Genomic DNA, 21915 nt, shown 5'->3' on the forward strand with positions numbered 1-21915 from the left:
GGGCGCCCGGCTGGCGCCGGAGCACCGCTACGTGCGCGTGCTGAACGGGTTCGCGAGCCCGCTCGATCCGACCGCCCTCGCCCTCCTCGACCGGGACCGGGAGGTCGCCGGCGTCTACCCCGTGCGAGTCGCCTACCCGGCTCAGGTCGAGCGCGGTCCGGCCGCGCCCGCCGTCGTCCCCGGGCTCGAGGTTCCGGGGCTGGACGGGAGCGGCGTGACGGTCGCGCTCCTCGACACGGGCGTCGACCCCTCGCATCCGTACCTGCGCCGCAGCGTGCTCGCCGGCCTCGACGTCATCTCGCCGGGGAGCGGCGGGATCGCGCAGCCGCACCCGCTCGTCCCTGGGCGTCCGGAGCGCCACGGCACGGAGCTGGCCGGGATCGTGACGGGAGCGGAGGGCCCGGGCGGCCTGCACGGGATCGCTCCCGGCGCCTCCATCCTCCCCATCCGGGTCGCCGGGTGGCAGCCCGACGCCGAGGGGGGCTACGCCGTCTACTCGCGCACCGACCAGATCCTGGCGGGCCTCGAGGCGGCGGTCGATCCGAACGGCGACGGGGACGTGCACGACGCTGCACGGATCGCCCTCGTGGGGGTGGTCGAGCCCTACGCGTCCTTCCCGGACGGGCCGCTCGCGCGCGCGATCGCGGGAGCGACCGCGCTCGACGTGCTCGTGGTCGTCCCGGCCGGGAACGACGGGCGGGCGGGGCCGAGCTACGGCAGCATCGGCGGGCCCGGGGGCGCCCCCGACGCGCTGACCGTGGGCGCCGCCGACGGGCGCCTGGTCGCCCCGACCGTCCGCCTGCACGTGCGAGCGGGGCTGCGGGTGTTGTTCGAGGGGGTGATGCCGCAGGGGGGCGCGCCCACCCACCTCGTCACCGCGGGGGTTGCGGCCGTCCCCCGTGCTGTGGCCGCGGCCGGGATCGGAGGGCTCTTCCGGGAAGGGTTGAGCACCGTCGCGGGCCGGGCGGCTCTCCTCCCCCGCGGGGTGCTCTCGGAGGAGACGGTGGAGGAGGCGGTCGCGGCCGGCGCGCTGGCGGTGCTCGTCGACGGGCTCCTGCCCGCCGGCGCCTTCAGCCTCGACGTGCCGCCGGGTGTGCCCGTGATCGGGCTGCCCGGAGAGCTGGCCAGCACGATCCGCGCCCACCTCGCCGCCGGCGTCCCCGTGACCGCGGCGATCGGAGCCAGCGCCGTCCACCCGAACGAGGCCGGCGGCGCGGTCGCGGCCTTCTCCTCCAGCGGGCTCGCCTTCGGAGGGCAGGTCAAGCCCGACCTCGTCGCCGCCGGCGTCGCCGTGCCGACCTCGGAGCCTAGCCGCGGCGACGACGGTCAGGTGCGGTTCGGCACGGTCAGCGGGACGAGCGCGGCCGCCGCCGTCGCGGCCGGGGCGGCGGCGGTCCTCGCCCAGGGGCGACCCACCCTCGACGCGGTCGCGCTGCGCGCGCTGCTCGTCGGCGCCGCGCAACGCCGCGACCTCGACGCGGCCGCATCGGGCGCAGGCCTGCTCGACCTCCGCGCGGCGGTGCAGCAGGAGCTGGCCGCGGAGCCCGCGACGATCTCCTTCGGCGCCGCCGGTGGCGCCGTTCGCGAGCGCAGGCTCCGCCTGCGAAACGTCTCCACGCGTCCGCTCGTGGTCACGATCGAGACCTCCGCGCTCGCGCCGAAGGGAGTCGAGGTCACCGCCGACCCGGGCCGGATCCGGATCCGTCCCGGCCGTGCGGTGGAGGTCGTCCTCGCCGCCGACACCACCGACCTCTCCCCGCAAGCGGGCGCGGCCACGGGGGAGCTCGTGCTGCGGGCCGAGGGGGCGCCGGACGTGCACGTCCCCTGGGCGGTGGCCGTGCCGGCCCGGGAGACCGACCTGCTCGCGGACGTCTCGCTCCGCACGACCGGCTCTCGGGTGACGGAGGCAGAGCCGGCCGTGCTCGAGCTGGTCGCGGGCGCGGTGACGGCGGCCCCCCAACCCGAGCTGCGGCCTGTGGCGCTCCTCGAGGTGCAGCTCCTCCGCGACGGAGAGCCGGTCGGCGTGCTCGCGCGCCGGCGCGAGCTCCTGCCCGGGCGCTACACGTTCGCGCTCACCGGCCGGGGCCCGAGCGGAGAGCGGCTCCGGGGCGGAGGCTGGGAGGTCCGCGTCGTCGCCTTCCCCGGGGACGGCACCCGGCGCCAGGTCGCGCGCGTCCCCTACCACCTCCGCTGAGCGCCAGAGCCGGGCATATACTCGCGACCGTCTAGACGAGACAGGAGGACCGTCGATGTCTCAAGCCGCGGCGACGTCCCATCTCCGCGAGAACCCGTTCGAGCTGGCGACGGCGCAGCTGCGGAAGGTGGGCGAGCTCTTCGCCCTCGATCCGAACCTGATCCGCGTCCTCTCCCAGTGCAAGAAGGCGGTCGAGGTCTCGATCCCCGTCCAGATGGACGACGGGTCGATCGAGGTCTTCCTCGGCTATCGGGTCACCCACAACATCGCCCGCGGGCCCTCGAAAGGGGGCATCCGCTACCACCCCGACGTGACCCTGGACGAGGTCAAGGCGCTGGCGATGTGGATGACCTGGAAGTGCGCCGTGGTCAATCTGCCCTACGGGGGAGCGAAGGGCGGCGTCATCGTCGACCCGCGCTCGCTGTCAGATGGCGAGCTGGAAAGATTAACGCGACGCTACGCTTCCGAGATCAGCATCATCATCAGCCCGGAAATGGACGTCCCGGCGCCGGACCTCGGCACGGACCCGCGCGTGATGGCGTGGATCATGGACACCTACAGCATGCACCATGGCCATTCGACGCCGGGCGTCGTCACCGGAAAGCCCGTCGTCATCGGCGGCAGCCGCGGCCGCTATGAGGCGACGGGGCGGGGCGTGCTCTTCATCACTCAGGAGGCGTGCAAACGGCGCGGGATACCGCTCGAAGGCCAGACGGTCGCTATCCAGGGGTTTGGCAATGTGGGAGGCGTCGCCGCGAGGCTGCTGGCGCAGGCCGGCGCCCGCATCGTCGCCGTGAGTGACTCGCGGGGCGGCATCTACAAGCCCGAGGGGCTGGACGTCGAGTCCCTGTACGCTCACCGCCTCGCCGGCGGCCAGCTGGGCGAACACCCCGGCGCCGACCACAACCACATCACAAACGCCGAGCTGCTAGAGCTGCCGGTCGACATCCTCATCCCCGCGGCCCTCGAGGGCCAGGTGACGGAGCTCAATGCCGGCAAGGTGCAGGCGAAGATGATCGTCGAGGCTGCTAACGGGCCGGTGACACCGCGGGCGGACGAGATCCTCTCCGCCCGCGGCATCTACGTCGTGCCGGACATCGTGGCTAACGCCGGAGGGGTCGTCGTCTCTTACTTCGAGTGGGTGCAGGACCTGCAGTCCTTCTTCTGGGAGGAGTCGGAGGTCAACACCCGCCTTCAGCGCATCATGGTCAACGCGTTCAACGAGGTGTCGACCCTCGCCCACGCCCGGAGTCTTCGTCTGCGAGAAGCGGCCTACGTGGTGGCGGTGCAGCGCGTGGTCGACGCCATTACCGCGCGCGGCATTTACCCCTGAGCCCCTTCGCCCAGCGCTCCAGGCGCCCTTGAGCCGTTAGCCGGCCGCAACCAGCGGCTGAGCCTCCCGCCTGACCGCGCAGCCCGGCCCGGGGCCGGCTCCCGCCCCTCCGCCAGGGCATCCCGGAGCAGCTGACGGCGGCGCGCCATGCGCCGGTCGAGCTCCCGCTCCACGTCCCGCACCATCATCTCCTCGATCAGGTTGAACATCGGGGTCTCCTTAACCACTAAAGCGCTGTCAATGGTTAGACTCTACCAGCCTCCCGACTAACTGACAATAGTTTTTGGATGGTTATCATTGCCATTTTTTCGCCGCCGCTCGCATGATCCACGGAAGCTGAAGCAGGAGGTGCACCGATGCCGGAAGGGAGGCTGGGTATCGGCTTCGCCGGAGCGGGCTTCGCGGCGCGCTTCCATATCCAGAGCCTCGTGGGCGTGCGCGACGCCGACGTGGCCGCCGTCGCCGCGCCGACCCGCGAGCACGCCGAGGAGGCGGCCGCGCTGGCCCGTGGCCTCGGCGTCGGCGAGCCTGCTGTCTACGCGAGCGCGGGGGAGATGGCGAAGGACCCTCGCGTCGACGCCATCTGGATCTGCGTCCCGAACGACCTGCGGCTGGCCGTCGTCGAGGAAGTGCTCGATGCCGTGAAAGGCGGGGCCTCGCTGGTTGGGCTGGCGTGCGAAAAGCCGCTGGCCCGCAACGTCGCGGAAGCGCGGCGGATGGTCGAGTTGATCCAGGCCAGCGGCCTCCTGCACGGCTACCTGGAGAACCAGGTGTTCGCGCCCAGCCTTACGCGGGGCAAGGAGATCATCTGGCGGCGGGCTGCCGCTATCGCCGGCAGGCCTTACCTGGCGCGAGCGTCCGAGGAACACAGCGGCCCGCACATGCCCTGGTTCTGGTCCGGCGTCCGGCAGGGCGGCGGCGTCCTCAACGACATGCTCTGCCATTCCTTCGAGGCCGCGCGCTTTCTCCTCACCGAGCCAGGACGGGCGCGCTCCAGCGTCGAAGTGCAGGAAGTCAGCGCCCAGATTGCGTCCCTGAAGTGGACCCGTCCCGACTACCAGCGCCAGCTGCGCGACGCGACAGGCGTCGATTACGGCACGGCCGCGGCGGAGGACTTCGCCCGCGCGACGGTGAAGGTCTCGGCGGACGGGCAGCCGGCAATCATCGAGGCGACAACTTCCTGGAACTTCGTCGGCCCCGGCCTGCGCCTGCGCATGGAGCTATTCGGGCCGGAGTACTCGATGCAGGTGGACACGCTGCATTCCGACCTCTCCGTCTTCCTCTCGCGGCGGATCAGCGGCGCCGAGGGCGAGGACCTGGTCGAGAAGCAGAACGCGGAGCAGGGCCTCATGCCCGTGATCGCTGACGAGGCGGCGGCCTACGGCTATACGGCAGAGAACCGGCACATGGTCGAACGCTTTCTGGCCGGGCGCCAACCGGACGAGACCTGGGAGGACGGGCTCGAGGTCACGCGCGTGCTGATGGCGTGCTACCTTTCGGCCGAGCGCGGGGCGACCGTCCGTTTCCCGGCCGCAGAGCTGGAGACATTCGTGCCGGCCGTGGCGCAGGGGACCTGGCGGCCGTAGGAGCGGCGCCGGGTAGTGCAGGAGGAGTGCGGGATGGTAGACGAAAAGTTGAACCAGAAAGTCCGCGAGCTGCTGGAAGGCCAGGTGAAGAGCGGGAGGCAGATCGGCACGCAGGTCGCAGCCTACCGATACGGCAAGCTGTTGGTCGACGCCTGGGCGGGTACGATGGGCCCCCGGGACCCGCGCCCCGTCCAGGCTGACACGCTCTTCCCCAGCTTCTCGACGACGAAAGGGGTTGCGGCTACCGCGCTGCACGTCCTTGCCGACCGTGGCGTGATCGACTACGAGGCGCCGGTGGCGAAGTACTGGCCGGCCTTCGCTCAGAACGGCAAGGAGCGCATCACGGTCAGCCAGGCGATGAGCCACCAGGCCGGCCTGCACGCGATGCCGAGGCCTATGCGAGCCGACTTCGTTTGCGACTGGAGCGCAGGGCTGCGCTGGATGGAGGAGAGCGCGCCGGCCTGGGAGCCGGGGACGGCCACGGGCTACCACGCGATCACCTGGGCCTGGATCGCCGGCGGCATCATCCAGTACGCCTCCGGCCGCCACGTGAGCGAGGTGGTCGAAGAAGAGATCGCGAGGCCCCTGGGAGTCAGCGGTGACATGTACATCGGCGTCCCGGCCGGCGTGGAGCCGAGGCTGGCCAGCCTGCTCGAAGCAGGGCCGGTGGTCGAGGCGGCGGCGGCCCAGCGAGCGGGTGTCACGCCCGACAGCGACTTCGCACGGGCCATGCCAACGGACCACGACTTCAGCTGGAACGATATGCGCCTTCGCCAGGCCTGCGTGCCCTCGGCCAACGGTCACTTCACGGCCCGCGCCCTGGCCCGCATGTACGGCGCCCTGGCCAACGGCGGCGAGATCGACGGCGTGCGCCTCGTGACGCCGGAGCGGGTCCGGGAGATGCAGCGCATCGTTACCAACGCCCCGGACCGCGTCCTGCTGGGCTGGCCGCTGCGCAAGGGCATCGGCTATTTCATGGGCGGCAAGACGAACGGAGTGCACGGCGCCATGGGCCCGCGCGAGACCGCCTTCGGCCATCCGGGCGCCGGAGGTTCCGTAGCCTTCGCCGACCCCGAGGTCGGGCTCTCGATCGCCGTGACCATTAACCGCATGTACCAGGAAATGGTGGACCCTGGCCCTGACCCGGCGTTCGAGGTCTGTGAGCTGATCCGAAATGAACTCGGGGTGAACGGTTGAGCGCCCGCGGTGATTAAGCGTCCAGGCGGACGGCCCGCCCGATGCGGGAAGATTCGTAGCACGCATCCAGGACGCGCTGGACGTTGAGTGTCTCTTCGGGGAGCACTCGCAGGTGCTCCTTGCCCTCGACGACCGCCAGGAAGTGCGCGACCGCTTCTTCCCAACCAGACGAGCGCGGGACGTCTAGCGGCTCGTCCACCTTTTCGCCCTTGTCCCACCTGTAGACCATGCGCGCTTCGTTGTCCGCGCCGGCATGGGTACCGAGGATGTGGATGTACTCGCGCTCGCGCTCGATATGCGAGGCCCACGAAGCCTGCACCGTCATGGTCGCGCCGTCCTCGAAGCGCACGAAGGCCGCCCCGAAGTCATCGACGTCGAACGCGGCCGGGTCCCAGGCGTTGCGGCGGGCCGCGGCAACCTCCGGGCGGTTGCCGAAGAAGGTGCCGACCTGGGCCATCACCTCTACCGGCCGCGGCCGGCCCATGAACCACATGGCGCAGTCGATCACGTGCACGCCGATGTCGAGCATCGCGCCGCCGTGGGAGAAGCGCCGTTGCGTGAAAGAGCCCCAGGTCGGGATGCCGAGGCGCCGGATGTAGACCGCGTTCGCGTGGTACACGCGGCCGAACTCGCCCGCGGCGATGCGCTCCTTGATCGCGACGTTCACCGGCCGGAAGCGCAGGTTCTGCTCCACCATCAGGTAGGAGCCTGCCCTGGCCGCGGCCTCGAACATGGCTTCCGCCTCGGCGAGCGAGGTCGCGAGCGGCTTTTCGCAGAGGACGTGCGCCCCGGCAGCCAGCGCCTCCATCACGACCTCGCGATGGAAGACGTTGGGGACGCAGACGCTGACGACCTCTGGCTTCTCGCGCGCCAGCATCTCGCGCCAGTCGGTATAGGCGCGCTCGACCCCGTATTCGGCGCCGACCTTCGCGGCCAGCCCGGGGACGATGTCGGCCAGGCCGACCAGGCGGGCGCCCGCCTTGCGGTACCCGGGCAGGTGTCCGTGGGTGGCGATCCACCCCGCGCCGACCACGGCGACCTTCGGGCCTCCGCCCGCCACCTAGAGGAGCCTTTCGAGGAGGGCCTTCGCGGCCAGGATGCCTTCCCGCTCCGGCAGCCGCTGGCCCTCATATTCGATGCCGACGAAGCCCTGATAGCCGGCTTCTTTCACGATCCCGATCATCCGGGCGAAGTCGATGCGGGTCTCGTTCCCGGCTTCGTCGAAGTCATAGCATTTGGCGCTGACCGCCTTTGCGTAAGGCATCATCTTGCGCACGGCCTCGTAGCGGTCGGTCTGGGGCGGGAAGTTGCCGAAGTCCGGGAGGGAGCCGAAGTTCTGCCTTCCGACCGTCTGGAACAGCGAGGCCAGCCAGTCCGGCTCGGCGAAGCAGCCATAGTGGCCCGCCTGGCTGTGGTTCTCGATGAGCACGTTGATACCGGCCGCGCTCGCGTATTCGGTCAGGGCCGAGAAGCTCTCGGTCGCGCGCTCCAGCATTGCCGCCGGGTCGGAGTCGTCGCCGTGGACGTTGCAGCGGATCGAGTGACAACCGAGCACTTCGGCGATGTCGACCCACTTGTGATGGTTCTTCACTGCCTGCCGGCGTTCGGCTGCGTCGGCGGCGGCCAGCTCGCCCTCGCCGTCGCACATGATCAGGAGGAGTCGCAGGTCAAGCTCATCGGCGAGCTTGCGCACCCGCTGCAGGTAGCGGTATTGCGGCGAAGGAAAAAACGTGTTCACGAACTCGAAGCCGCGGATGCCAAGGTCCGCGCACATCTGCAGCATCCCGAGCTGGTCGATTTCCTTGGCGAAGAAGAGCCGGTGCATGGACCAGGCGGCGAGAGACACCTGGAGAGTGGAGGGCTGGCTGTCAGGCGCCATCGCGCTAGTTTAGCGTCCGCCCGCTCGTAGCGGGGCAACGCTCACCTCGCGGAAGCGGACCACGGACGCGGCGTCGTGGTTCTGCAGGCCGATGTACCCTCGCGCCGGGCGTGGGCCGCGCTCCGGCTCGTAGTCCCGTTGGCGTGGCGGCACCGGCTGGGAGGGGTCGAAGTCCGTGAGGAGGACGCCGTTGAGTGTCACGCGGACGCGCTCGCCGTCGAGGTCAATGTCCATCGTGTTCCACTCGCCCGGGGGCCTGTCCGGCTCCAGCGAGGTGCGTGTCATGGAGTAGATGACGCCAGTGCGGTGCCATTCGTCCTGGCCGGCGTTGATCTGCACCTCATAGCCGTTGTGCACGGCGAACCAGGGATCCGGCGGCGGCGCGGCGATGCGGATGAAAATCCCGGAATTGTCCTCGCGACGCGTGGTCCGGTACACGACGCGCAGCGTGCAGTCGCCGAAGGTCTCGCGCGTGTACCAGAGGAGCCCCATCCCGCCCTCGGTCTGGAGGCAGCCGTCCACAACCGTGAAGCCGCCCGGCCCCACGTGCTCCCAGCCGTCGAGGTCCCGGCCGTTGAAGAGCTGACGTCGATCAGACTGCGCGGTCACTCCGGGATTGTACGCCACAGCAGGACTTCGACCTGGGACCCGACTGGCAGGAAGTGGCCACGTCAGCGGGTGCTAGACTGTGTGACTCCCCGGTACGGAAAGACGTTTGACGCAGAGGAGGACGCATGACCAGGCTGAACCCGTACTTGAACTTCCCCGGCAACGCGGAAGAAGCGTTCAACTTCTACAAGTCGGTCTTTGGCGGCGAATTCAGCGCGCTCGTCCGGTTCAAGGACATGCCGATGGAGGGCGCGAGCGTCTCCCCGGCTGACGAGAACAAGATCCTGCACATAGGCCTGCCGATCGGGGACAACGTCCTGATGGCGTCGGACGCTCCCGAGGGCATGGGGCCAAAGGTCAACTTTGGCAACCACGCCTACATTTCCGTCCACCCCGACAGCAGGGCCGAGGCAGACCGCATCTTCAACGCCCTCTCCGCCGGTGGCGAAATCGAGATGCCCATCGGCGACCAGGCCTGGGGCGACTACTACGGCAGCTTCAAAGACAGATTTGGCGTGCAGTGGATGGTGAACTACTCGCCAGCCGCCGCCTCCTGACCGCGAGCTCCCCCGGACGCCAGTTGTCCCCGGCCGCGCTGACTACTGCCGCCGCAGCAACGGGAGCACCATCTGGCCCAGGCGCCTGTAGGACGCCAGGACCAGGGCCTGGTCGAGGACGATGTGGCGCACGAGCACATGCTCGAAGCCCATCTCGGCGAGGCCGGCGAACTCCTCGGCGACGCGCTGGGCCCCGCCGATCACGAGCGTCTCTGGACTGAAGCCGCGGTAGCCGCGCTCGAGGACGGGCCGTGTCGCTGCCTCGGCGTCGGCGTCGGTCTCGCCCACGTAGATGTCGCGGCGGATGGCGAGGTGGGGCTCGCGGCCGGCCGCTGCCGCTGCCTGGCGGTAGATATCGGCCTCCACCTGTAGCCTCTCACCGAACACCGACGGCGCGGCGAGCCAGGCGTCTCCCATGCGACCGGCGCGTTCGAGCGCCGGCCTGGCGCTGGCGCCGACCCAGATCGGGACAGGCTGCGGTGGCAGCGGCGAGATGGCGGCGTCGGTGAGCGTGTGATAGCGGCCCTCGAACGTCAGGCGCTCGCCGTCCAGCAGCCGGCGCAGGATCGTGAGGTGCTCTTCCATGCGGCTGGGCCGGGTCTTCAGGGGCACAGCGAAGGGCGAGAACTGCTCCTCGCCCTCACCCGCCGCGACGATGACCACGAAGGGGCCCTGGGCCAGCGCCGCCAGCGTGCCGACCTGCTCGGCGAGGAGGTAGGGCTGGTAAAGGGGCAGGAGGAAGAGAGCGCCCGTGACCATGTCGCCCGTCTCGGCCATCAGTCGCCCAATCGTCGGGATGCCCTGGAAGTAGTGCCCGGGCGTGTTGTGGTGGTCACCGACGAAAAGGGAGTCGAGCCCTGCTTCGCGCACCGCGCGCGCCCGCTCCACCAGCATGCGTCCGGCTTCCCGCGCGGGGATCGAGCGCGGGAGAGCGGTGGTGAGCGAGACGCCGACCTTGAGGGCGGAGGGCTGCACGGGTCGCATTATAGGGGCCGGCCGCGGACGGTCTATGAGGCTGGTTGACATCGCGCGCCTTGCTCCTAACATGGCGGCACAGCTTGCCGGGGTCCGGCCAGCTGCGGAGGTAAGGAATGGGCTTCCTGGGCAGGCTATTTGGCGGCGAGAAGAGGGCAGCGGCGGAGCGAGGCCCGCCGGCGCCGGCCACGCCGCTAGTGTCCGGCAACCGTTACTGGCGTTGTCCCGCCTGTGGCGGCGTGCAGGGCAAGAAGGAACTGGACGTGACGGTCATGACTGGCTCGCCGGTGCCCGCGGGCCTAGTGGCCTGCTCGAAGTGCGGCCGCGAGCACGATGCCATCCAGGTCTATGGCGGCGCCTTCGACTTCACGGGCGAGGCCGAGGTGCTCTCGCGGGTCCAGGTCGCTCGACGCTACCTCGAGGGGGAGATGGCCCAGGACGCCGCGGCGGTCGAGGCGCTCCTCGCCCCGGACGCAGTCCATGTCTCCATGCGCGGCGAAACAGCCGGGGCGAAGGCGATCGCCGACCGCCTGCGCAACCCCCAAGGCCCGGGGGCCGGCATCATGGGGCGCCTGCAGTGGAGCGCGCCCCAGGAGGTCGAAGGCAAGGTCAGGTTCGAGGGCAAGCCGTCGATGCCCAGCGCGCCCTTGCCTGGCATCACCATGACTCTTTCCTTCAACGAGGCCAACAAGATCACCCGCATAGAGATGGCCCGGCGCGAGGCGTGACTCCGGCCGCGGCCACCGCGGCGTGCTAGGCTGGTTACACCATGCAGAAGCACAAAGGACTGCGCCTCAGCCTGATCGGCGCGCTGGTCTTCCTTATCAGCATCTCCTTGCTGCTCGTCCTGCCGGACCTGGTGCCGGCCGTGGGGATGCTGCTCGGGGGCGCCCTGGTCTGGGGCGGCCTGATATGGACCCTCTTCGGTTACTACACCTCGCCCGAAGGCCCGCTGCCCGGCCCCTGAGCCTCAGTTGAGGCTGAAGGGTGGGTACCTGTCCGTCAGCGCGTAGATGTAGCCATTCAGGCGGGTGCTCCAGCGGAGTACGCCGGCGAGGTAGTTGTGCATGCCAGCGGGAAACTGGCCGGTGAACAGCACGGCGAACTGGGCGACGAACAGGACGACGAAACCGATGAGCGCCAGGGCGGCGAGCACAAACAGGTGCGGAATCAGGAGCAACTCCTTGATGTACAGGCCGAATAACGGGAAGTTCAGGATGCGGTTGGACTTGTCGGTGTAGTCGGCCTCGTAGACCACCGGATAACCGGCCTGCTCGGTGCTGAACGGCGGGTAAGCATCCGCCAGACCAAAGAAGTAGGCTCCGACGCTTGTGCTCCAGCGCTGCCAGCCAGCGACGAATCTGAACATGCCTGCCGGAAAGCGTCCCGTGAACAGAATGGCGAAGGTCGCGATGAAGTAGACGATGACGGCGACCAGGCCTACTAAGGCGATGACAATCATGTGGGGGATCATCAGGATGTAGCGGATGAACGTCCCGATGAACAACGGGAAGTTCAGAAGGCGTGATGATTTCTCCGGCAAGGCTACCGTCACCCTTATCGGGTAGGCCTGGGGCGCCTGGACGGATGCGGCTGCGGCCGATGCAGGCTCGCTTGTCATGACCCAACTCCTTCCTTTTCAGTGGGCACCTTTGGGCAGGAGGATGCTCTCCTGGCAGGAATTTGTCAAGGTGCTTATGCGTATGACAACTGAAAACGGATCTAGGGACGCCGGGTCCTCATTGCCGCCGGGCGAAGCGTTGCGTCGGCGCCGCGGGCGGCAAGCCCGGGCGCCGCGGATGAAACGTCGTTGTAAGAGTTCCGGAGCTTTGTGTATACTCTGCGCTGTTTACAACTTACGGCGGCTGCCGGCAGGTGAGTGGGGAGGCGCAGTGGAGACCGGATTTCCGAAATGCCAGCGGTGCAAGACAGGAGACCTGGTCCCCCTCTCCGACTTCGGGAGCCAGGGCGCCGCTATCCACTACAAAGCCTGGGCTTGCACCAACCCGGAGTGCGGCTACAACATCAAGATCCGCAACGGCGACATCTACATGGACGAGCCGATATCAAGCGGCATGATGCACACTCAGCGCCTGCGCTAGGCGCCCTTTCGCGCCCGACCTACGCCCCTGGTTGCTCCTGACGCGACTTGCGCTGTCCCTGCCCTAGCGGGAAGCGCCCGCGCCGATGCCGGCGTAACGGATGCCGGCCGCCTCCACCCGCGCGCGCTCGAAGGCGCCCCGGCCGTCGAGGAACACCCGGCAGCCCCTAAGCGCCGAGAGGTCCAGGCTCTCATACTCGCGATGCGCCGCCTGCAGGACGGCGGCGTCCACCGCCGCCTCCGGCGGCAGCGGCGAGGGCTCGAGGCCCTGCCCCCGGATCTCGTCCGGCGAAAACAGGGGGTCGTGCACGAGGACGCGGACTCCGCGGGCGCGGAGCGCTGCCGCCATGAGGAGCGTGCTTGAGAACGCCGACTCCTTGACGTTTCCCCGGTAGGCGAGCCCCAGGACGAGGACGGTGCGGCCCTCGAGTGAGGTCACGCCGGTCTGTCTGAGGGCGTCCTCCAGCACCTCGACCGCGTAGCCCGCCATGCCGTCGTTGAGGTCGCGGCCGGCAGAAACCAGGCGCAGGTCCGGGAGCGCGTCCAGCAGGAAGTAGGGGTACACGGGGATGCAGTGGCCCCCCACGCCCACGCCAGGGGTGTGCAGGTGTGAGAACGGCTGGGAGTTCGCGGCGCGAGCCGCGGCCGCGTAGTCGATCCCGAGCGCGTCCGCGGCCCGCGCTAGCTCGTTCGCCAGGGCGATGTTCACGTCGCGGTAGATGCTTTCCGCGAGCTTGGCGAATTCGGCCGTCTCGGCATCCGGCAACAGCATTACCTCGGCGTCCAGCATGCGGCGGTAGAAGGCCGCGGCCCGGTCGCCCGCTTTCGGGCTGACGCCGCCCACCACCTTCGGGTAGGTCCGCAGGTCCCGGAACACCTGGCCCGAATACACGCGTTCGGGGCTGTAGGCCAGGTCGAAGTCGGCCGGCGCCAGGCCGGAGCCGCGGGCGAGGTCGCGGCCGAAGCGTTGGCGGGTCACCCCTACCGGCACCGTCGTTTCGAGGACCACGAGGTGGCCGGGCCGCATCCCGCCGGAGATCGCGGCCGCGGCGGCGTCCAGGTGCTTGAAGTCGGGCCGCCGCTCAGGGTCGATGCCCACCGGCACGATGCAAACGACGACGTCGCTCTCGCGCACGGCGGCGGCGGTGTCCGTGGTCGCGCGCAGCATGCCGGCGGAGCGCGCCGCCGCCAGGGCCTCTTCCAGGCCCGGCTCGCCGCTGATCGGGCACTCGCCGTCGTTCACCGCGCCGACGACGCCTTCGTCCACGTCGCAGCCCAGGACGCTTGCGCCCTTGGAAGCGAACTGGGCCGCCAGGGGTAAGCCGACCTTCCCCAACCCGACGACGGCGACTCGCAAGTCCGCGCTCATTCGATCCGTTCCGGGACCACAGGCCTGCCGCTGCGGGCCGACTCCGTGAGCGCGTCCGCCACGGCCAGGGCGGCGAGCGCGTCGCGCGCGCTCACGGGCAGCGGCCCGCCGCTCTGCAGCGCCGCGACGAACGCCTCCAGCTCGGCCACGAGTTGCTCTCGGGGCTCGATGTCGATGCGGGTGCCGCCGGGGCCGCGGGCGAAGCGCGAGTCCGCCCAGTCGCGCACGGGGCCGGTGCGCTGCTCCGGTGTCCTGTAGAAGTCGAGCGTCTGGGCGGCGTAATCGAGCACGAGTAAGCCCTGCTCGCCGAGCACCACCAGGTCGCGCAGTCGTCGGGGAGAGAGCCAGTTGACCTCGAGCGTGGCGATCGGCCCCTGCCCGTCGCCGGCTTCGAAGCGCAGGACGCCGGCGATGCCGTTCTCCAGCGGCGTCACGACGCCGCTGACGGCGGCGGCATAAGCTTCCGCGACCTCTGTCCCGGCGATGAGGCGCGCTGTGTCGATGTCGTGGATGGCGCTGTCGTGGACGACGTTGAGGTCGCGCGGCGGGACGCGGAGGGCGCCGGCGCGGCGGGCGGTGATCTGGAGCACGCGACCGACTTCGCCTTGCTGCACGCGCCGCGCGGCCTCCTGCACTGCCGGATTGAAGCGCTCGATGTGGCCGGCCATTAGCGGCACGCCGGCCGCTGCCGCGGCCTGCACCAGCCGGCGCCCTGCCGCCAGCGAGGGCGCCAGCGGCTTCTCGACCAGCAGGGCGCAGCCCGCCTCGACCGCGGCCAGCGCGGCCTCCTCGTGCAAGGCGGCGGGCAGGGCTATGACGACGGCGTCGAGTCGCTCGGCCGCCAGCATCTCCCGGAAGTCGCCGTAGGCCTTCGTGCCGGGAGGGCGCGGGGCCTGCTTCAGGCGCGACGGGTCGCTGTCGCAGATGGCGGCCAGGCGCGCGCCCGGGAGGGAGGCGAGCACGCGGGCGTGGTTCGCGCCAAAGCCGAGGCCGGCGACACCGAAGGCGAGGTCCGTCTTCATTCGGCAGCGTGCTCCGCGGTCCACTCGTTCACGGCGGCGACGATCGCGTCGAGGTCTTCGCGGCTTAGCCCGGGGTGCACGGGCAGTGACAGCACCTCGGCCGCCAGCCGCCGCGCGGCGGGCACAGTGTCGCCGCTGTAGCCGAGGCCGCGGTAGAGAGGCTGGTCCGGGATGGGCGTCGGGTAGTAGATGCCGGTCTGGATGCCGCGCCCGGCGAGCCAGGCGGCGAGGCCGTCCCGGTCCCGGGGCACGCGGACGGTGTACAGGTGCCAGACCATGCCTTCGTCCTCCGGACAGGGCGGCAGGACGAGCCCCCTCAGGCGCTGCGATAGGTAGAGGGCATTCTGGCGTCGTCGGGCGTTGAGGGCGCCCAACCGGTCAAGCTGGGCCAGGGCGAGCGCCGCCTGGAACTCCGTCATCCGGTAGTTGAAGCCCAGGATGGAGCTGCTGTAGCGGGACTCCTCGCCGTGGGAGCGCAGGAGACGGAGGCGCGCTGCGAGCGAGGCGTCGTCGGTCGTGACTACGCCGCCTTCGCCAGAGGTCATGTTCTTGGTGGCGTAGAGAGAGAAGCAGCCGGTCCCGGCGGCCCCGGCCCGGCGGCCGGATCGCCGTGCGCCGTGAGCCTGGGCGGCGTCCTCGATTAGCGCCAGGCCGTGCTGCCGCGCGATGCCTTCGATGGCGTCGATGTCGCAGAGGCGGCCGTACAGGTGCACCGGCAGGATGGCTTTCGTGCGCGGCGTGATCGCTGCTTCGATGAGCGATTCGTCGATGTTGCCGTCTTCCTTGACGTCGACGAACACGGGCCTGGCGCCGGTGGCGAGGACCATGTTCGCGGTCGCCTGGAAGGTAAAGGGGGTGGTGATTACCTCATCGCCCGGGCCGATGCCGTGGGCGAGCAGGGCCAGGTGCAGCGCTGCCGTCCCGTTCGCGACGGCGACCGCCTCGGCAGTACCGCTGACTTCCGCAGCGAAGCGACGCTCTAGCTCGCGGGTGACGGGCCCGTTGACCAGCTGGCCGGAGTCCAGCACTCGTAGGACCGCCCTGCGCTCTTCCTCACCGATGATGGGCTGGGCGATGCGGATCATGCGGCACTCGGCAGGTCGTAGGTCTCGTGGCAGGTCGGGCAGGACCACTGATGGGCGCGGTCGCCGGGCTTCAGGCGGTGGCCGCGTTTGCAGACGTAGCCCACCAGCTTCGCCGGGCTGCCGACCACTAGTCCGTGGTCGGGCACGTCGTGGACCACCAGCGCGCCGGCGCCGACCATCGCCCAGCGGCCTATCGTGACGCCTGGGAGGATGACGCAGCCGGCGCCGATGGAGGCGCCGTACTTCACCAGGGTGTGGACGGGGATCCAGTCCTCGTCCGAGATCTGGCGCCCGTCGGGGTCGACCGAGCGCGGGTACTTGTCATTCGTGAAGGTAGTGTGGGGGCCGACGAAGACGCCATCTTCGAGCGTGACCCCGCGGTAGACGCTGACCCGGTTCTGGAGCTTGACGTTGTTGCCGACCACGGCGCCGTGGTCGACGTACACGCTATGTCCAAAGTTGCAGTCGTCGCCGACGACGGCGCCGGCGCGGATATGACAGTAGTGCCAGATGCGGGTGTTGGCGCCCACCCTCGCGCCCTCCTCGATCTCGGCAGTGGGGTGAATCATCAATCCGTCATTGCGGGGGCGCTGGCCCGAAGCAATCTCCCTGTCCTTCGCTCAGGCGTGGTGGCTACTCGCGTTGGGTCCGTCCGGGCTCGCTCGTTCGAGGATTTCGACTATTCTCGCCGCCGCACGACCATCGCCGAAGGCGCGCTCGGGGGCCTCGAGAGGCAGCGGCCGCCTGGCCGCCGCTACTATCCGCGCCGGGTCCGAGCCGGCGAGCACGTTCCAGCCCGACTTCAGCGTCTCGGGCCACTCCGTCTCCTCCCGCAGCGTAACACAGGGCACTTCCAGGAAGTAAGCCTCGCGCTGGACGCCGCCGGAGTCAGTCAGGACGGCGCGCGCGTTGCGCTCCAGCGCCAGCATTTCGATGTAGCCCACGGGTTCCGAGATACGCAGGTTGTCGCCGGGGAGGACTGCCGCCTCCCGCGCTGCGGCCAGCGTCCTGGGGTGTAGCGGCAGCACCACGGGCAGGTCCAGGAACGACAGCGCCTGGAAGAGGCGCCGCAGGACGCCGTGGTCGTCCGTATTGGCCTGGCGGTGGATGGTCGCGAGGTAGTACGCCCCGCGCTCGACGCCGCGGGCGCGCAAGAGCTCTTCCTCGCGGCGCTCGACCAGGGGCAACGTCGCGAGCAGGGCGTCGTACATCAGGTCGCCGACGCGGTGCACGCCCTCGGTGATGCCCTCGGCCGCGAGGCAGGCGACGGCGGTGGCCGTGGGCGCGAAGAGGTAGGTGGAGAGGTGGTCTGTGACCACGCGGTTAACCTCCTCCGGCATCGAACGGTCGTAGCTGCGCAGGCCCGCCTCGACGTGCGCGACGGGCAGGCCGAGCTTTGCCGCGGCGAGCGCCCCGGCGAGCGTCGAGTTCGTGTCCCCGAAGACGATGACGCAATCGGGCCGCTGCTCCTGCAGGACGCCCTCGAGGCGTTCGAGGATGCGCGCCGTCTGGACGGCGTGGCTCGCGGAGCCGACGCCGAGGTTGAGGTCCGGCGCAGGCAGGTGGAGGTCGCGGAAGAAGATGTCGGAGAGGAGGTCATCGTAGTGCTGGCCGGTGTGCACCAGCACCTCTTCGTGCCGCTGGCGCAACTCGCGGCTGAGCATGGCCGCCTTCACGAACTGCGGCCTGGCGCCGACGACGGTAAGGAACCTCACGCCGCGATTATGGGCGACGGACGGCGACGGGGCGAGGGTGCGCCGGCTGAGGCGTCGCGCCGATTATTCGTTATGGATGGTGTGAGCATGCCCACCGGCGAGCAGATCGACGCCTGCACCGGCCTCGAGTACCTTGCGCGCGAGGTATTACGACAGCGCCACCGGGCGCTTCCTCTCGCTCGACCCGCTGGGCGGCGGCTACGACTATGCCTACGGCAACCTCGTCATGTTCACGGACCGCTGCCGAACATCCGCATGCGGCAGAATCTCTCGGGAGGGTACGAGTGATGGCTTCGAGCTGGACTTCAGGAAGCGAGTATTCGAAGAGGAAGGTGGATGCGCCGCGTGGCCTTCGCTCGCCCGAAGTGCTTCGTGGGGAGGAACTGAAGCATGTCCTGGCCTCGGCATTCAAGCCGTCGATCGCAGACTGGAACTGACGCTGAACTCGCTTGAAGTGTATGGCGATGGCGCAGTGTTGGTATACCGTGTTCGGAGAGTGCCCAGCGGCCGTCGGTGGGGGCTTTTTCGCTCCGCCGACGAATTACCTGGGATCCTGGAGTTCGATGTGGTCGACAATACTGGGAGACACTATCGCTGCGCAACGTCCCGCGCAGCACAGGACAGTTGGGAGATGAGAGGAGAAGCCACCATCACGCCCGCGTTTGGCCTTGATGCTCAACACGTCAGCATCGACGTGAGGCTACCTGCCAGGCCGGGTGCTCCTGCAACGCGGGCGGAATGGCGTTTTCGATTGCGCTTGAGTTAGCCAAATGCGCCACCGTGGCCGCCTGACGGTTTGGGTCGGCGAACTTCGGCTACGACGATCTCCTCAGTACCTAGAGTGCGACGCCTTCGGCCCGCCGGAACCAACGGAAGTTCGCCTGCCCTGAGCGAAGCCGAGGGGACGCCGACACGGGCCGCTTCCTCTCGCTCGACCCCCTGGGCGGCGGCTACGACTACGCCTACGACAACCCCGTCATGTTCACGGACCCGAGCGGGGTGCGGGAGGCCGCTAGCTCTTTAGCGGGGCGGCCTCCGTGTCCACCCACCACTCGAGGCGCTCGTGCACCGGCGGCGCGCCCTGGGTGTAGCCCCGGAAGGCGCCGACGTTGCCCAGCACCGGCCAGTAGAGCGCGAAGTTGAGCGTGTACGCCGTCACAGGGATGCCGTAGGCCGCGTCCGCCAGGTACTCGTCCAGCTTGCGCGCAATCTGCTTCTGCTTGTCGAGGTCGAACTCGCCGCGCAGGTCGTCGATCATCTTGATCAGCGTGGCGTCGCCCTTGCGCGCGTCACCGATGTCCGTCGCCCCCATGTAGCGCGAGGCTGTCGGGTTAAGGAGCGAGTACAGCCAGGTGCCGAGCGAGGTGTACGCGGTCTCGGCGCGCAGGTTCAGGCCGGCGAAGCCCTTCTTCTCGCCCTGGACGTAGGCGAAGTGGTAGTTCGGCAGGAAGTCAGTCTGGTACTCCCGGGGCTTCGCCACCACGTTGAAGCCGCCCTCCTTCAACATGCCCAGCGTGATCGCGTGCAAGCGCAGGTACGTGGCGCTGTAGCCATCGGCGCGGTAATTGAAGTCGACCTCGGCGCCGTTATAGCCGGCGGCGGACATGAGCTTCTTCGCCTCCGCCGGGTTGTAGTTCAGGTACTTGGCGTTCGGCCCGAACTTCTTCTCGTCCCTCGGGTCCACCCAGAAGAAGTCGAAGCCCGGTGTGACCAGTCCCGAGGTGCGGGCGGCGACGTCGAGGCCGTCTGCCGCGAACTTCTGGCGGTTGCCGACCACGTCGATGATCGCCTCGCGGTCGATGAGCATCGAGACGGCCTGGCGCAGGCGCTTGTCGCGAAAGATCGAGTTATTGTCGTAACCGAAGGCGATGGTCGTGCCGCCGCTGCTGTAGACGTCGTCCTGGCGGAGGGAGGTCTGGGGCTGGTCCTTCTTCGCCTGGATGACGTCGTCCTGGGTCACGACCGTCGTCCAGATGTTGCCGGCCTTGAACTGGGCCAGGCGCGTGGCGTATTCGGGGACAATCGCCACCTCCCAGGAGTCAGGGAAGGGCCGCCCCTTGACGTGGTAGTCGGGGTTCTTCGTGAAGGTCAGGCCCTGGGAAGGGCGGTAGTCTGAGAGCATCCAGGGCCCGTATCCGCGGGCCGTACCTCGGGGGTCGAACCCGCCGTCCGCTTCGCGCGGCATGATCGGCAGGATGACGCTGGAGGCAAAGAGGTGCAGCACGGCCGCGTCCGGGTGGTGCAGTTGCGCGACCACTGTGCTCTTGTCCGTCGCCTTGAGGGACATCACCGGCACGCCCGGCGACGACTCGCTGTAAAGGATGTCGCCCTTCAGCGGACTGAGGCGGGTGAAGCGGTCCCAGCTGAACACCACGTCATCGGCGTCGATGGGCCGGCCGTTCGTCGGGGACCTCGGGTCCCACTTGAGGCCCTGGCGCAGCTTGAAAGTCAGCTGCAGCTTGTCGCCCGTGATCTCGTAGTGGTCCGCCAGCTCACCTTCGTTCTCGCCCGAAGCCCGGTGCGGCGCCTTTGCCACCTTGAACTTCAGCAGGCGCGGGTAGACGTAGTTGGAGACGCCCGTGCGCGTGAAGGAGTTGTTGGTGAGGGCGTCCATGGAGGTGATGTCCTCGTTGCGGAAGTCCCTCACCGCGCCGCCCGGCTTCGCCCGCGAAGTCGAGTCGACAGGCTGCGAGAGCAGGCCGCTCGCGTCGCCGCCGGCCGTCCCTGACTCTCCTCCTCCGCCACAACCGGCCACGCCCAGGGCGATTGCGCCGGCCCCGGCCACGGCTGCCCCGCCCAGCGCGCGCCGGCGCGAAAGGCGGCTCTTCGTCATTCGTTCCCAGTAACCGGACATGTACCTGCTCCCTTCCGTGGCGCGGCTTGCGAATGATGAAGACTTATACACTCATTCCCGCGCCCTGTCGCGAACCGCGCAAATCTCTCAAGTCCGGCGCCGGATGTGTAACGAGGCCGGCACTGAGGCCGGCCTCCGCGCCTACAGGGAAGGCTGCGCGACTAGCCGGCCGTGGGATCAGCAGCGGCCATGATCCGGCCCAGGTTCTCCTCAGAGAAGAACTCGGCGGGCGAGGTGGCGCCCGCCGCCATGCGCACGAAGCCGTCCATCGCCTCCTGGCTGCGCGTGACAGACGCGAGCACCTTCTGCATTTCCTCCGGCGGGGGCTCGAGGGTCGCGAGCTGGGTCGTGAACTCGTACATCGCCATGACGTGGCGGTCGCGGGCCGCCTGGTAGTCGGACATTGCGGCGTAGAAGTGGCGGGAACCCGTGAACGATTCGTCCAGGGCCTGAGCGAGCAGTTCGGCGTCGCGGAAGGCATCCTGCATGCCCTGGCCCGTGATCGGGTCTTTGTTGTACGCGGCGTCGCCGACGAGCGCCCAGCCCGGCCCGAAGGGTTTGCGGAAAAAGTTCGGCACGAACATGCCGCGGAAGCGTTCCTCCCGCCTGCCCGCGCGGGCTCGTTCCGCGAACTCCGGCACCAGGTCGAGGGCCTTCCAGAAGTTGCCCTCGATGTCGTGCCGGTTCGCCACGAACTCCGCGTAGGGCCAGCCGGCGATGACCAGGGTGAGGCCGTCGTTCGTTGGCCAGGCGGCATAGCCACGGTAAGGCCGCACGTAGGTCTCCATGCGGCCGCGCATAGGAACACCGCTCCAGTAGCTGTAGTAACCGACAAGGAGAGGCGGCTTCGCGTTGTATTGCTCCGGGTTCACGGCCTCGGCGACGAGCGACCGCAGCCCATCGGCGCCCACGACAACGCGGGCGCGTTCCGTCACGCTGCCGCCACCGTAGGCGTGGCCGCGGATGCCGGCGACGTTGCCTTCTTCGAAGATGAGCTCATCCACGGTGAAGCGCTCCCTGACCTCGGCCCCCGCTTCGGCGGCAGCATCGAGCAGCAGCTTGTCGATCACGGTGCGTCGCGGCGCATAGGATGCCTCAGCCTCGGCTGTTGCCGGTGAGCCTTCGAGCGTGAAGGGCCCGAAGTTGAAAGCGTAGGTGTCGATCGGCGGGCAGTCTGTCGCCGCCAGCCGCTCGAAGAGCCCCCAACGCTTCAGGGCGGCGATCCCGGGCGTGTGCACGATATGCGTCGACACCGTGTCGCTCGGAAAGCTCGCCTTGTCCACCAGCAGGATCCTGTAGCCTTTTCGGGCCAGGAGCATCGCCAGCGGCGAACCGGCGCATCGAGCCCCCACGACAATCGCGTCGTACTTACTCTCGGTCATCCCGATCCTCCCTCGGTTGATGAAGCGAGGATCGGTCCTGGCACGCCGGGCACTCAT

The 21915-nt window shown here is 69.1% G+C and carries 21 protein-coding genes; 8 read left to right on the forward strand and 13 right to left on the reverse strand.

Annotation, left to right across the window (positions count from 1 at the left end):
- Together VNN10_04925 and VNN10_04930 are read left to right on the forward strand one after the other, a co-directional pair.
- The coding region (locus VNN10_04925; protein HXH21352.1) for a S8 family serine peptidase at nucleotides 1-2194 on the forward strand (2194 nt) is incomplete at its 5' end.
- 55 nt (nucleotides 2195-2249) lie between these two features.
- Entirely contained in the window at nucleotides 2250-3527 is a 1278-nt protein-coding gene (locus tag VNN10_04930; protein HXH21353.1) for a Glu/Leu/Phe/Val dehydrogenase, read from the forward strand.
- Here the strand turns inward: VNN10_04930 and VNN10_04935 are convergent.
- Complete coding sequence (locus VNN10_04935; protein ID HXH21354.1) at nucleotides 3518-3736, reverse strand: hypothetical protein; 219 nt, start codon at nucleotides 3734-3736, stop codon at nucleotides 3518-3520. The genes VNN10_04930 and VNN10_04935 overlap by 10 nt on opposite strands.
- Before the next feature lie 147 nt (nucleotides 3737-3883).
- On the opposite strand from VNN10_04935, the gene VNN10_04940 reads away from it, so the two are divergent.
- The gene (locus tag VNN10_04940; GenBank protein ID HXH21355.1) at nucleotides 3884-5113 is read left to right on the forward strand and encodes a Gfo/Idh/MocA family oxidoreductase; all 1230 of its coding nucleotides are present in this window, start codon (nucleotides 3884-3886) and stop codon (nucleotides 5111-5113) included.
- A gap of 33 nt (nucleotides 5114-5146) precedes the next feature.
- Nucleotides 5147-6310: a serine hydrolase domain-containing protein gene (locus VNN10_04945; GenBank protein HXH21356.1), complete on the forward strand. Its 1164-nt coding sequence runs from the start codon at nucleotides 5147-5149 to the stop codon at nucleotides 6308-6310.
- A gap of 13 nt (nucleotides 6311-6323) precedes the next feature.
- Here VNN10_04945 and VNN10_04950 read toward each other — a convergent pair whose 3' ends face one another.
- Genes VNN10_04950 through VNN10_04960 form a run of 3 tightly spaced genes read right to left on the reverse strand, consistent with a single transcriptional unit; the run spans nucleotide 6324 to nucleotide 8798 of the window.
- Nucleotides 6324-7370 carry a Gfo/Idh/MocA family oxidoreductase gene (locus VNN10_04950; protein HXH21357.1) on the reverse strand — a complete coding sequence of 349 codons (1047 nt, stop codon included), beginning with the start codon at nucleotides 7368-7370 and terminating at the stop codon, nucleotides 6324-6326.
- Nucleotides 7371-8189, reverse strand: a complete 819-nt coding sequence (locus tag VNN10_04955) for a sugar phosphate isomerase/epimerase family protein (protein ID HXH21358.1) — start codon at nucleotides 8187-8189, stop codon at nucleotides 7371-7373. It abuts the gene before it with no gap.
- A 9-nt stretch (nucleotides 8190-8198) separates the two neighbouring features.
- Nucleotides 8199-8798: a DUF1080 domain-containing protein gene (locus VNN10_04960; GenBank protein HXH21359.1), complete on the reverse strand. Its 600-nt coding sequence runs from the start codon at nucleotides 8796-8798 to the stop codon at nucleotides 8199-8201.
- A 125-nt stretch (nucleotides 8799-8923) separates the two neighbouring features.
- On the opposite strand from VNN10_04960, the gene VNN10_04965 reads away from it, so the two are divergent.
- The gene (locus VNN10_04965; protein HXH21360.1) at nucleotides 8924-9355 is read left to right on the forward strand and encodes a VOC family protein; all 432 of its coding nucleotides are present in this window, start codon (nucleotides 8924-8926) and stop codon (nucleotides 9353-9355) included.
- 42 nt (nucleotides 9356-9397) lie between these two features.
- On the opposite strand, the gene VNN10_04970 is transcribed toward VNN10_04965, so the two are convergent.
- On the reverse strand, nucleotides 9398-10330 hold the full coding sequence (locus VNN10_04970; protein ID HXH21361.1) for an LLM class flavin-dependent oxidoreductase: 933 nt from the start codon (nucleotides 10328-10330) through the stop codon (nucleotides 9398-9400).
- A 116-nt stretch (nucleotides 10331-10446) separates the two neighbouring features.
- Between VNN10_04970 and VNN10_04975 the strand changes: the two genes are divergently transcribed.
- Nucleotides 10447-11058, forward strand: coding sequence for a nuclear transport factor 2 family protein (locus VNN10_04975; protein ID HXH21362.1), 612 nt, complete (start codon nucleotides 10447-10449; stop codon nucleotides 11056-11058).
- Nucleotides 11059-11099: 41 nt separating this feature from the next.
- Nucleotides 11100-11297: a hypothetical protein gene (locus VNN10_04980; GenBank protein ID HXH21363.1), complete on the forward strand. Its 198-nt coding sequence runs from the start codon at nucleotides 11100-11102 to the stop codon at nucleotides 11295-11297.
- Nucleotides 11298-11300: 3 nt separating this feature from the next.
- Here VNN10_04980 and VNN10_04985 read toward each other — a convergent pair whose 3' ends face one another.
- A complete protein-coding gene (locus VNN10_04985; protein HXH21364.1) occupies nucleotides 11301-11951 on the reverse strand; it encodes a DUF4389 domain-containing protein in 651 nt (216 codons plus the stop codon).
- A 271-nt stretch (nucleotides 11952-12222) separates the two neighbouring features.
- Here VNN10_04985 and VNN10_04990 point away from each other — a divergent pair, with 271 nt between their 5' ends.
- Nucleotides 12223-12432: a hypothetical protein gene (locus tag VNN10_04990; GenBank protein HXH21365.1), complete on the forward strand. Its 210-nt coding sequence runs from the start codon at nucleotides 12223-12225 to the stop codon at nucleotides 12430-12432.
- A gap of 63 nt (nucleotides 12433-12495) precedes the next feature.
- On the opposite strand, the gene VNN10_04995 is transcribed toward VNN10_04990, so the two are convergent.
- The 7 genes from VNN10_04995 to VNN10_05025 all read right to left on the reverse strand — a co-directional run bounded on the left by VNN10_04995 (nucleotide 12496) and on the right by VNN10_05025 (nucleotide 21858).
- The gene (locus tag VNN10_04995; GenBank protein ID HXH21366.1) at nucleotides 12496-13800 is read right to left on the reverse strand and encodes a nucleotide sugar dehydrogenase; all 1305 of its coding nucleotides are present in this window, start codon (nucleotides 13798-13800) and stop codon (nucleotides 12496-12498) included.
- Nucleotides 13797-14822: a Gfo/Idh/MocA family oxidoreductase gene (locus VNN10_05000; GenBank protein ID HXH21367.1), complete on the reverse strand. Its 1026-nt coding sequence runs from the start codon at nucleotides 14820-14822 to the stop codon at nucleotides 13797-13799. Before VNN10_05000 ends, VNN10_04995 begins: the two co-directional genes overlap by 4 nt.
- Nucleotides 14819-15907, reverse strand: coding sequence for a DegT/DnrJ/EryC1/StrS family aminotransferase (locus VNN10_05005; GenBank protein HXH21368.1), 1089 nt, complete (start codon nucleotides 15905-15907; stop codon nucleotides 14819-14821). The genes VNN10_05000 and VNN10_05005 overlap by 4 nt, the downstream gene beginning before the upstream one ends.
- The gene (locus tag VNN10_05010; GenBank protein ID HXH21369.1) at nucleotides 15904-16476 is read right to left on the reverse strand and encodes an acyltransferase; all 573 of its coding nucleotides are present in this window, start codon (nucleotides 16474-16476) and stop codon (nucleotides 15904-15906) included. The genes VNN10_05005 and VNN10_05010 overlap by 4 nt, the downstream gene beginning before the upstream one ends.
- A 51-nt stretch (nucleotides 16477-16527) precedes the next feature.
- Nucleotides 16528-17622 carry a UDP-N-acetylglucosamine 2-epimerase (non-hydrolyzing) gene (wecB, locus tag VNN10_05015; GenBank protein HXH21370.1) on the reverse strand — a complete coding sequence of 365 codons (1095 nt, stop codon included), beginning with the start codon at nucleotides 17620-17622 and terminating at the stop codon, nucleotides 16528-16530.
- 1012 nt (nucleotides 17623-18634) lie between these two features.
- Complete coding sequence (locus VNN10_05020; GenBank protein HXH21371.1) at nucleotides 18635-20476, reverse strand: ABC transporter substrate-binding protein; 1842 nt, start codon at nucleotides 20474-20476, stop codon at nucleotides 18635-18637.
- 161 nt (nucleotides 20477-20637) lie between these two features.
- A complete protein-coding gene (locus VNN10_05025; protein HXH21372.1) occupies nucleotides 20638-21858 on the reverse strand; it encodes an NAD(P)/FAD-dependent oxidoreductase in 1221 nt (406 codons plus the stop codon).
- Nucleotides 21859-21915 lie beyond the last annotated feature (57 nt).

The organism is Dehalococcoidia bacterium, assembly GCA_035574915.1.
Classification (GTDB): domain Bacteria; phylum Chloroflexota; class Dehalococcoidia; order DSTF01; family WHTK01; genus DATLYJ01.

Excerpts from the sequence above, each read along its gene's own strand:
- VNN10_04930 (HXH21353.1), top strand. The coding sequence starts at position 2,250 with ATGTCTCAAGCCGCGGCGACGTCCCATCTCCGCGAGAACCCGTTCGAG.
- VNN10_04995 (HXH21366.1), bottom strand. The coding sequence starts at position 13,800 with ATGAGCGCGGACTTGCGAGTCGCCGTCGTCGGGTTGGGGAAGGTCGGC.
- VNN10_05020 (HXH21371.1), bottom strand. The coding sequence starts at position 20,476 with ATGTCCGGTTACTGGGAACGAATGACGAAGAGCCGCCTTTCGCGCCGG.
- VNN10_05010 (HXH21369.1), bottom strand. The coding sequence starts at position 16,476 with ATGATTCACCCCACTGCCGAGATCGAGGAGGGCGCGAGGGTGGGCGCC.
- VNN10_04980 (HXH21363.1), top strand. The coding sequence starts at position 11,100 with ATGCAGAAGCACAAAGGACTGCGCCTCAGCCTGATCGGCGCGCTGGTC.
- VNN10_04935 (HXH21354.1), bottom strand. The coding sequence starts at position 3,736 with ATGTTCAACCTGATCGAGGAGATGATGGTGCGGGACGTGGAGCGGGAG.
- VNN10_05025 (HXH21372.1), bottom strand. The coding sequence starts at position 21,858 with ATGACCGAGAGTAAGTACGACGCGATTGTCGTGGGGGCTCGATGCGCC.
- VNN10_04985 (HXH21364.1), bottom strand. The coding sequence starts at position 11,951 with ATGACAAGCGAGCCTGCATCGGCCGCAGCCGCATCCGTCCAGGCGCCC.
- VNN10_04940 (HXH21355.1), top strand. The coding sequence starts at position 3,884 with ATGCCGGAAGGGAGGCTGGGTATCGGCTTCGCCGGAGCGGGCTTCGCG.
- VNN10_04975 (HXH21362.1), top strand. The coding sequence starts at position 10,447 with ATGGGCTTCCTGGGCAGGCTATTTGGCGGCGAGAAGAGGGCAGCGGCG.
- VNN10_04945 (HXH21356.1), top strand. The coding sequence starts at position 5,147 with ATGGTAGACGAAAAGTTGAACCAGAAAGTCCGCGAGCTGCTGGAAGGC.
- VNN10_04965 (HXH21360.1), top strand. The coding sequence starts at position 8,924 with ATGACCAGGCTGAACCCGTACTTGAACTTCCCCGGCAACGCGGAAGAA.
- VNN10_05005 (HXH21368.1), bottom strand. The coding sequence starts at position 15,907 with ATGATCCGCATCGCCCAGCCCATCATCGGTGAGGAAGAGCGCAGGGCG.
- VNN10_05000 (HXH21367.1), bottom strand. The coding sequence starts at position 14,822 with ATGAAGACGGACCTCGCCTTCGGTGTCGCCGGCCTCGGCTTTGGCGCG.
- VNN10_04955 (HXH21358.1), bottom strand. The coding sequence starts at position 8,189 with ATGGCGCCTGACAGCCAGCCCTCCACTCTCCAGGTGTCTCTCGCCGCC.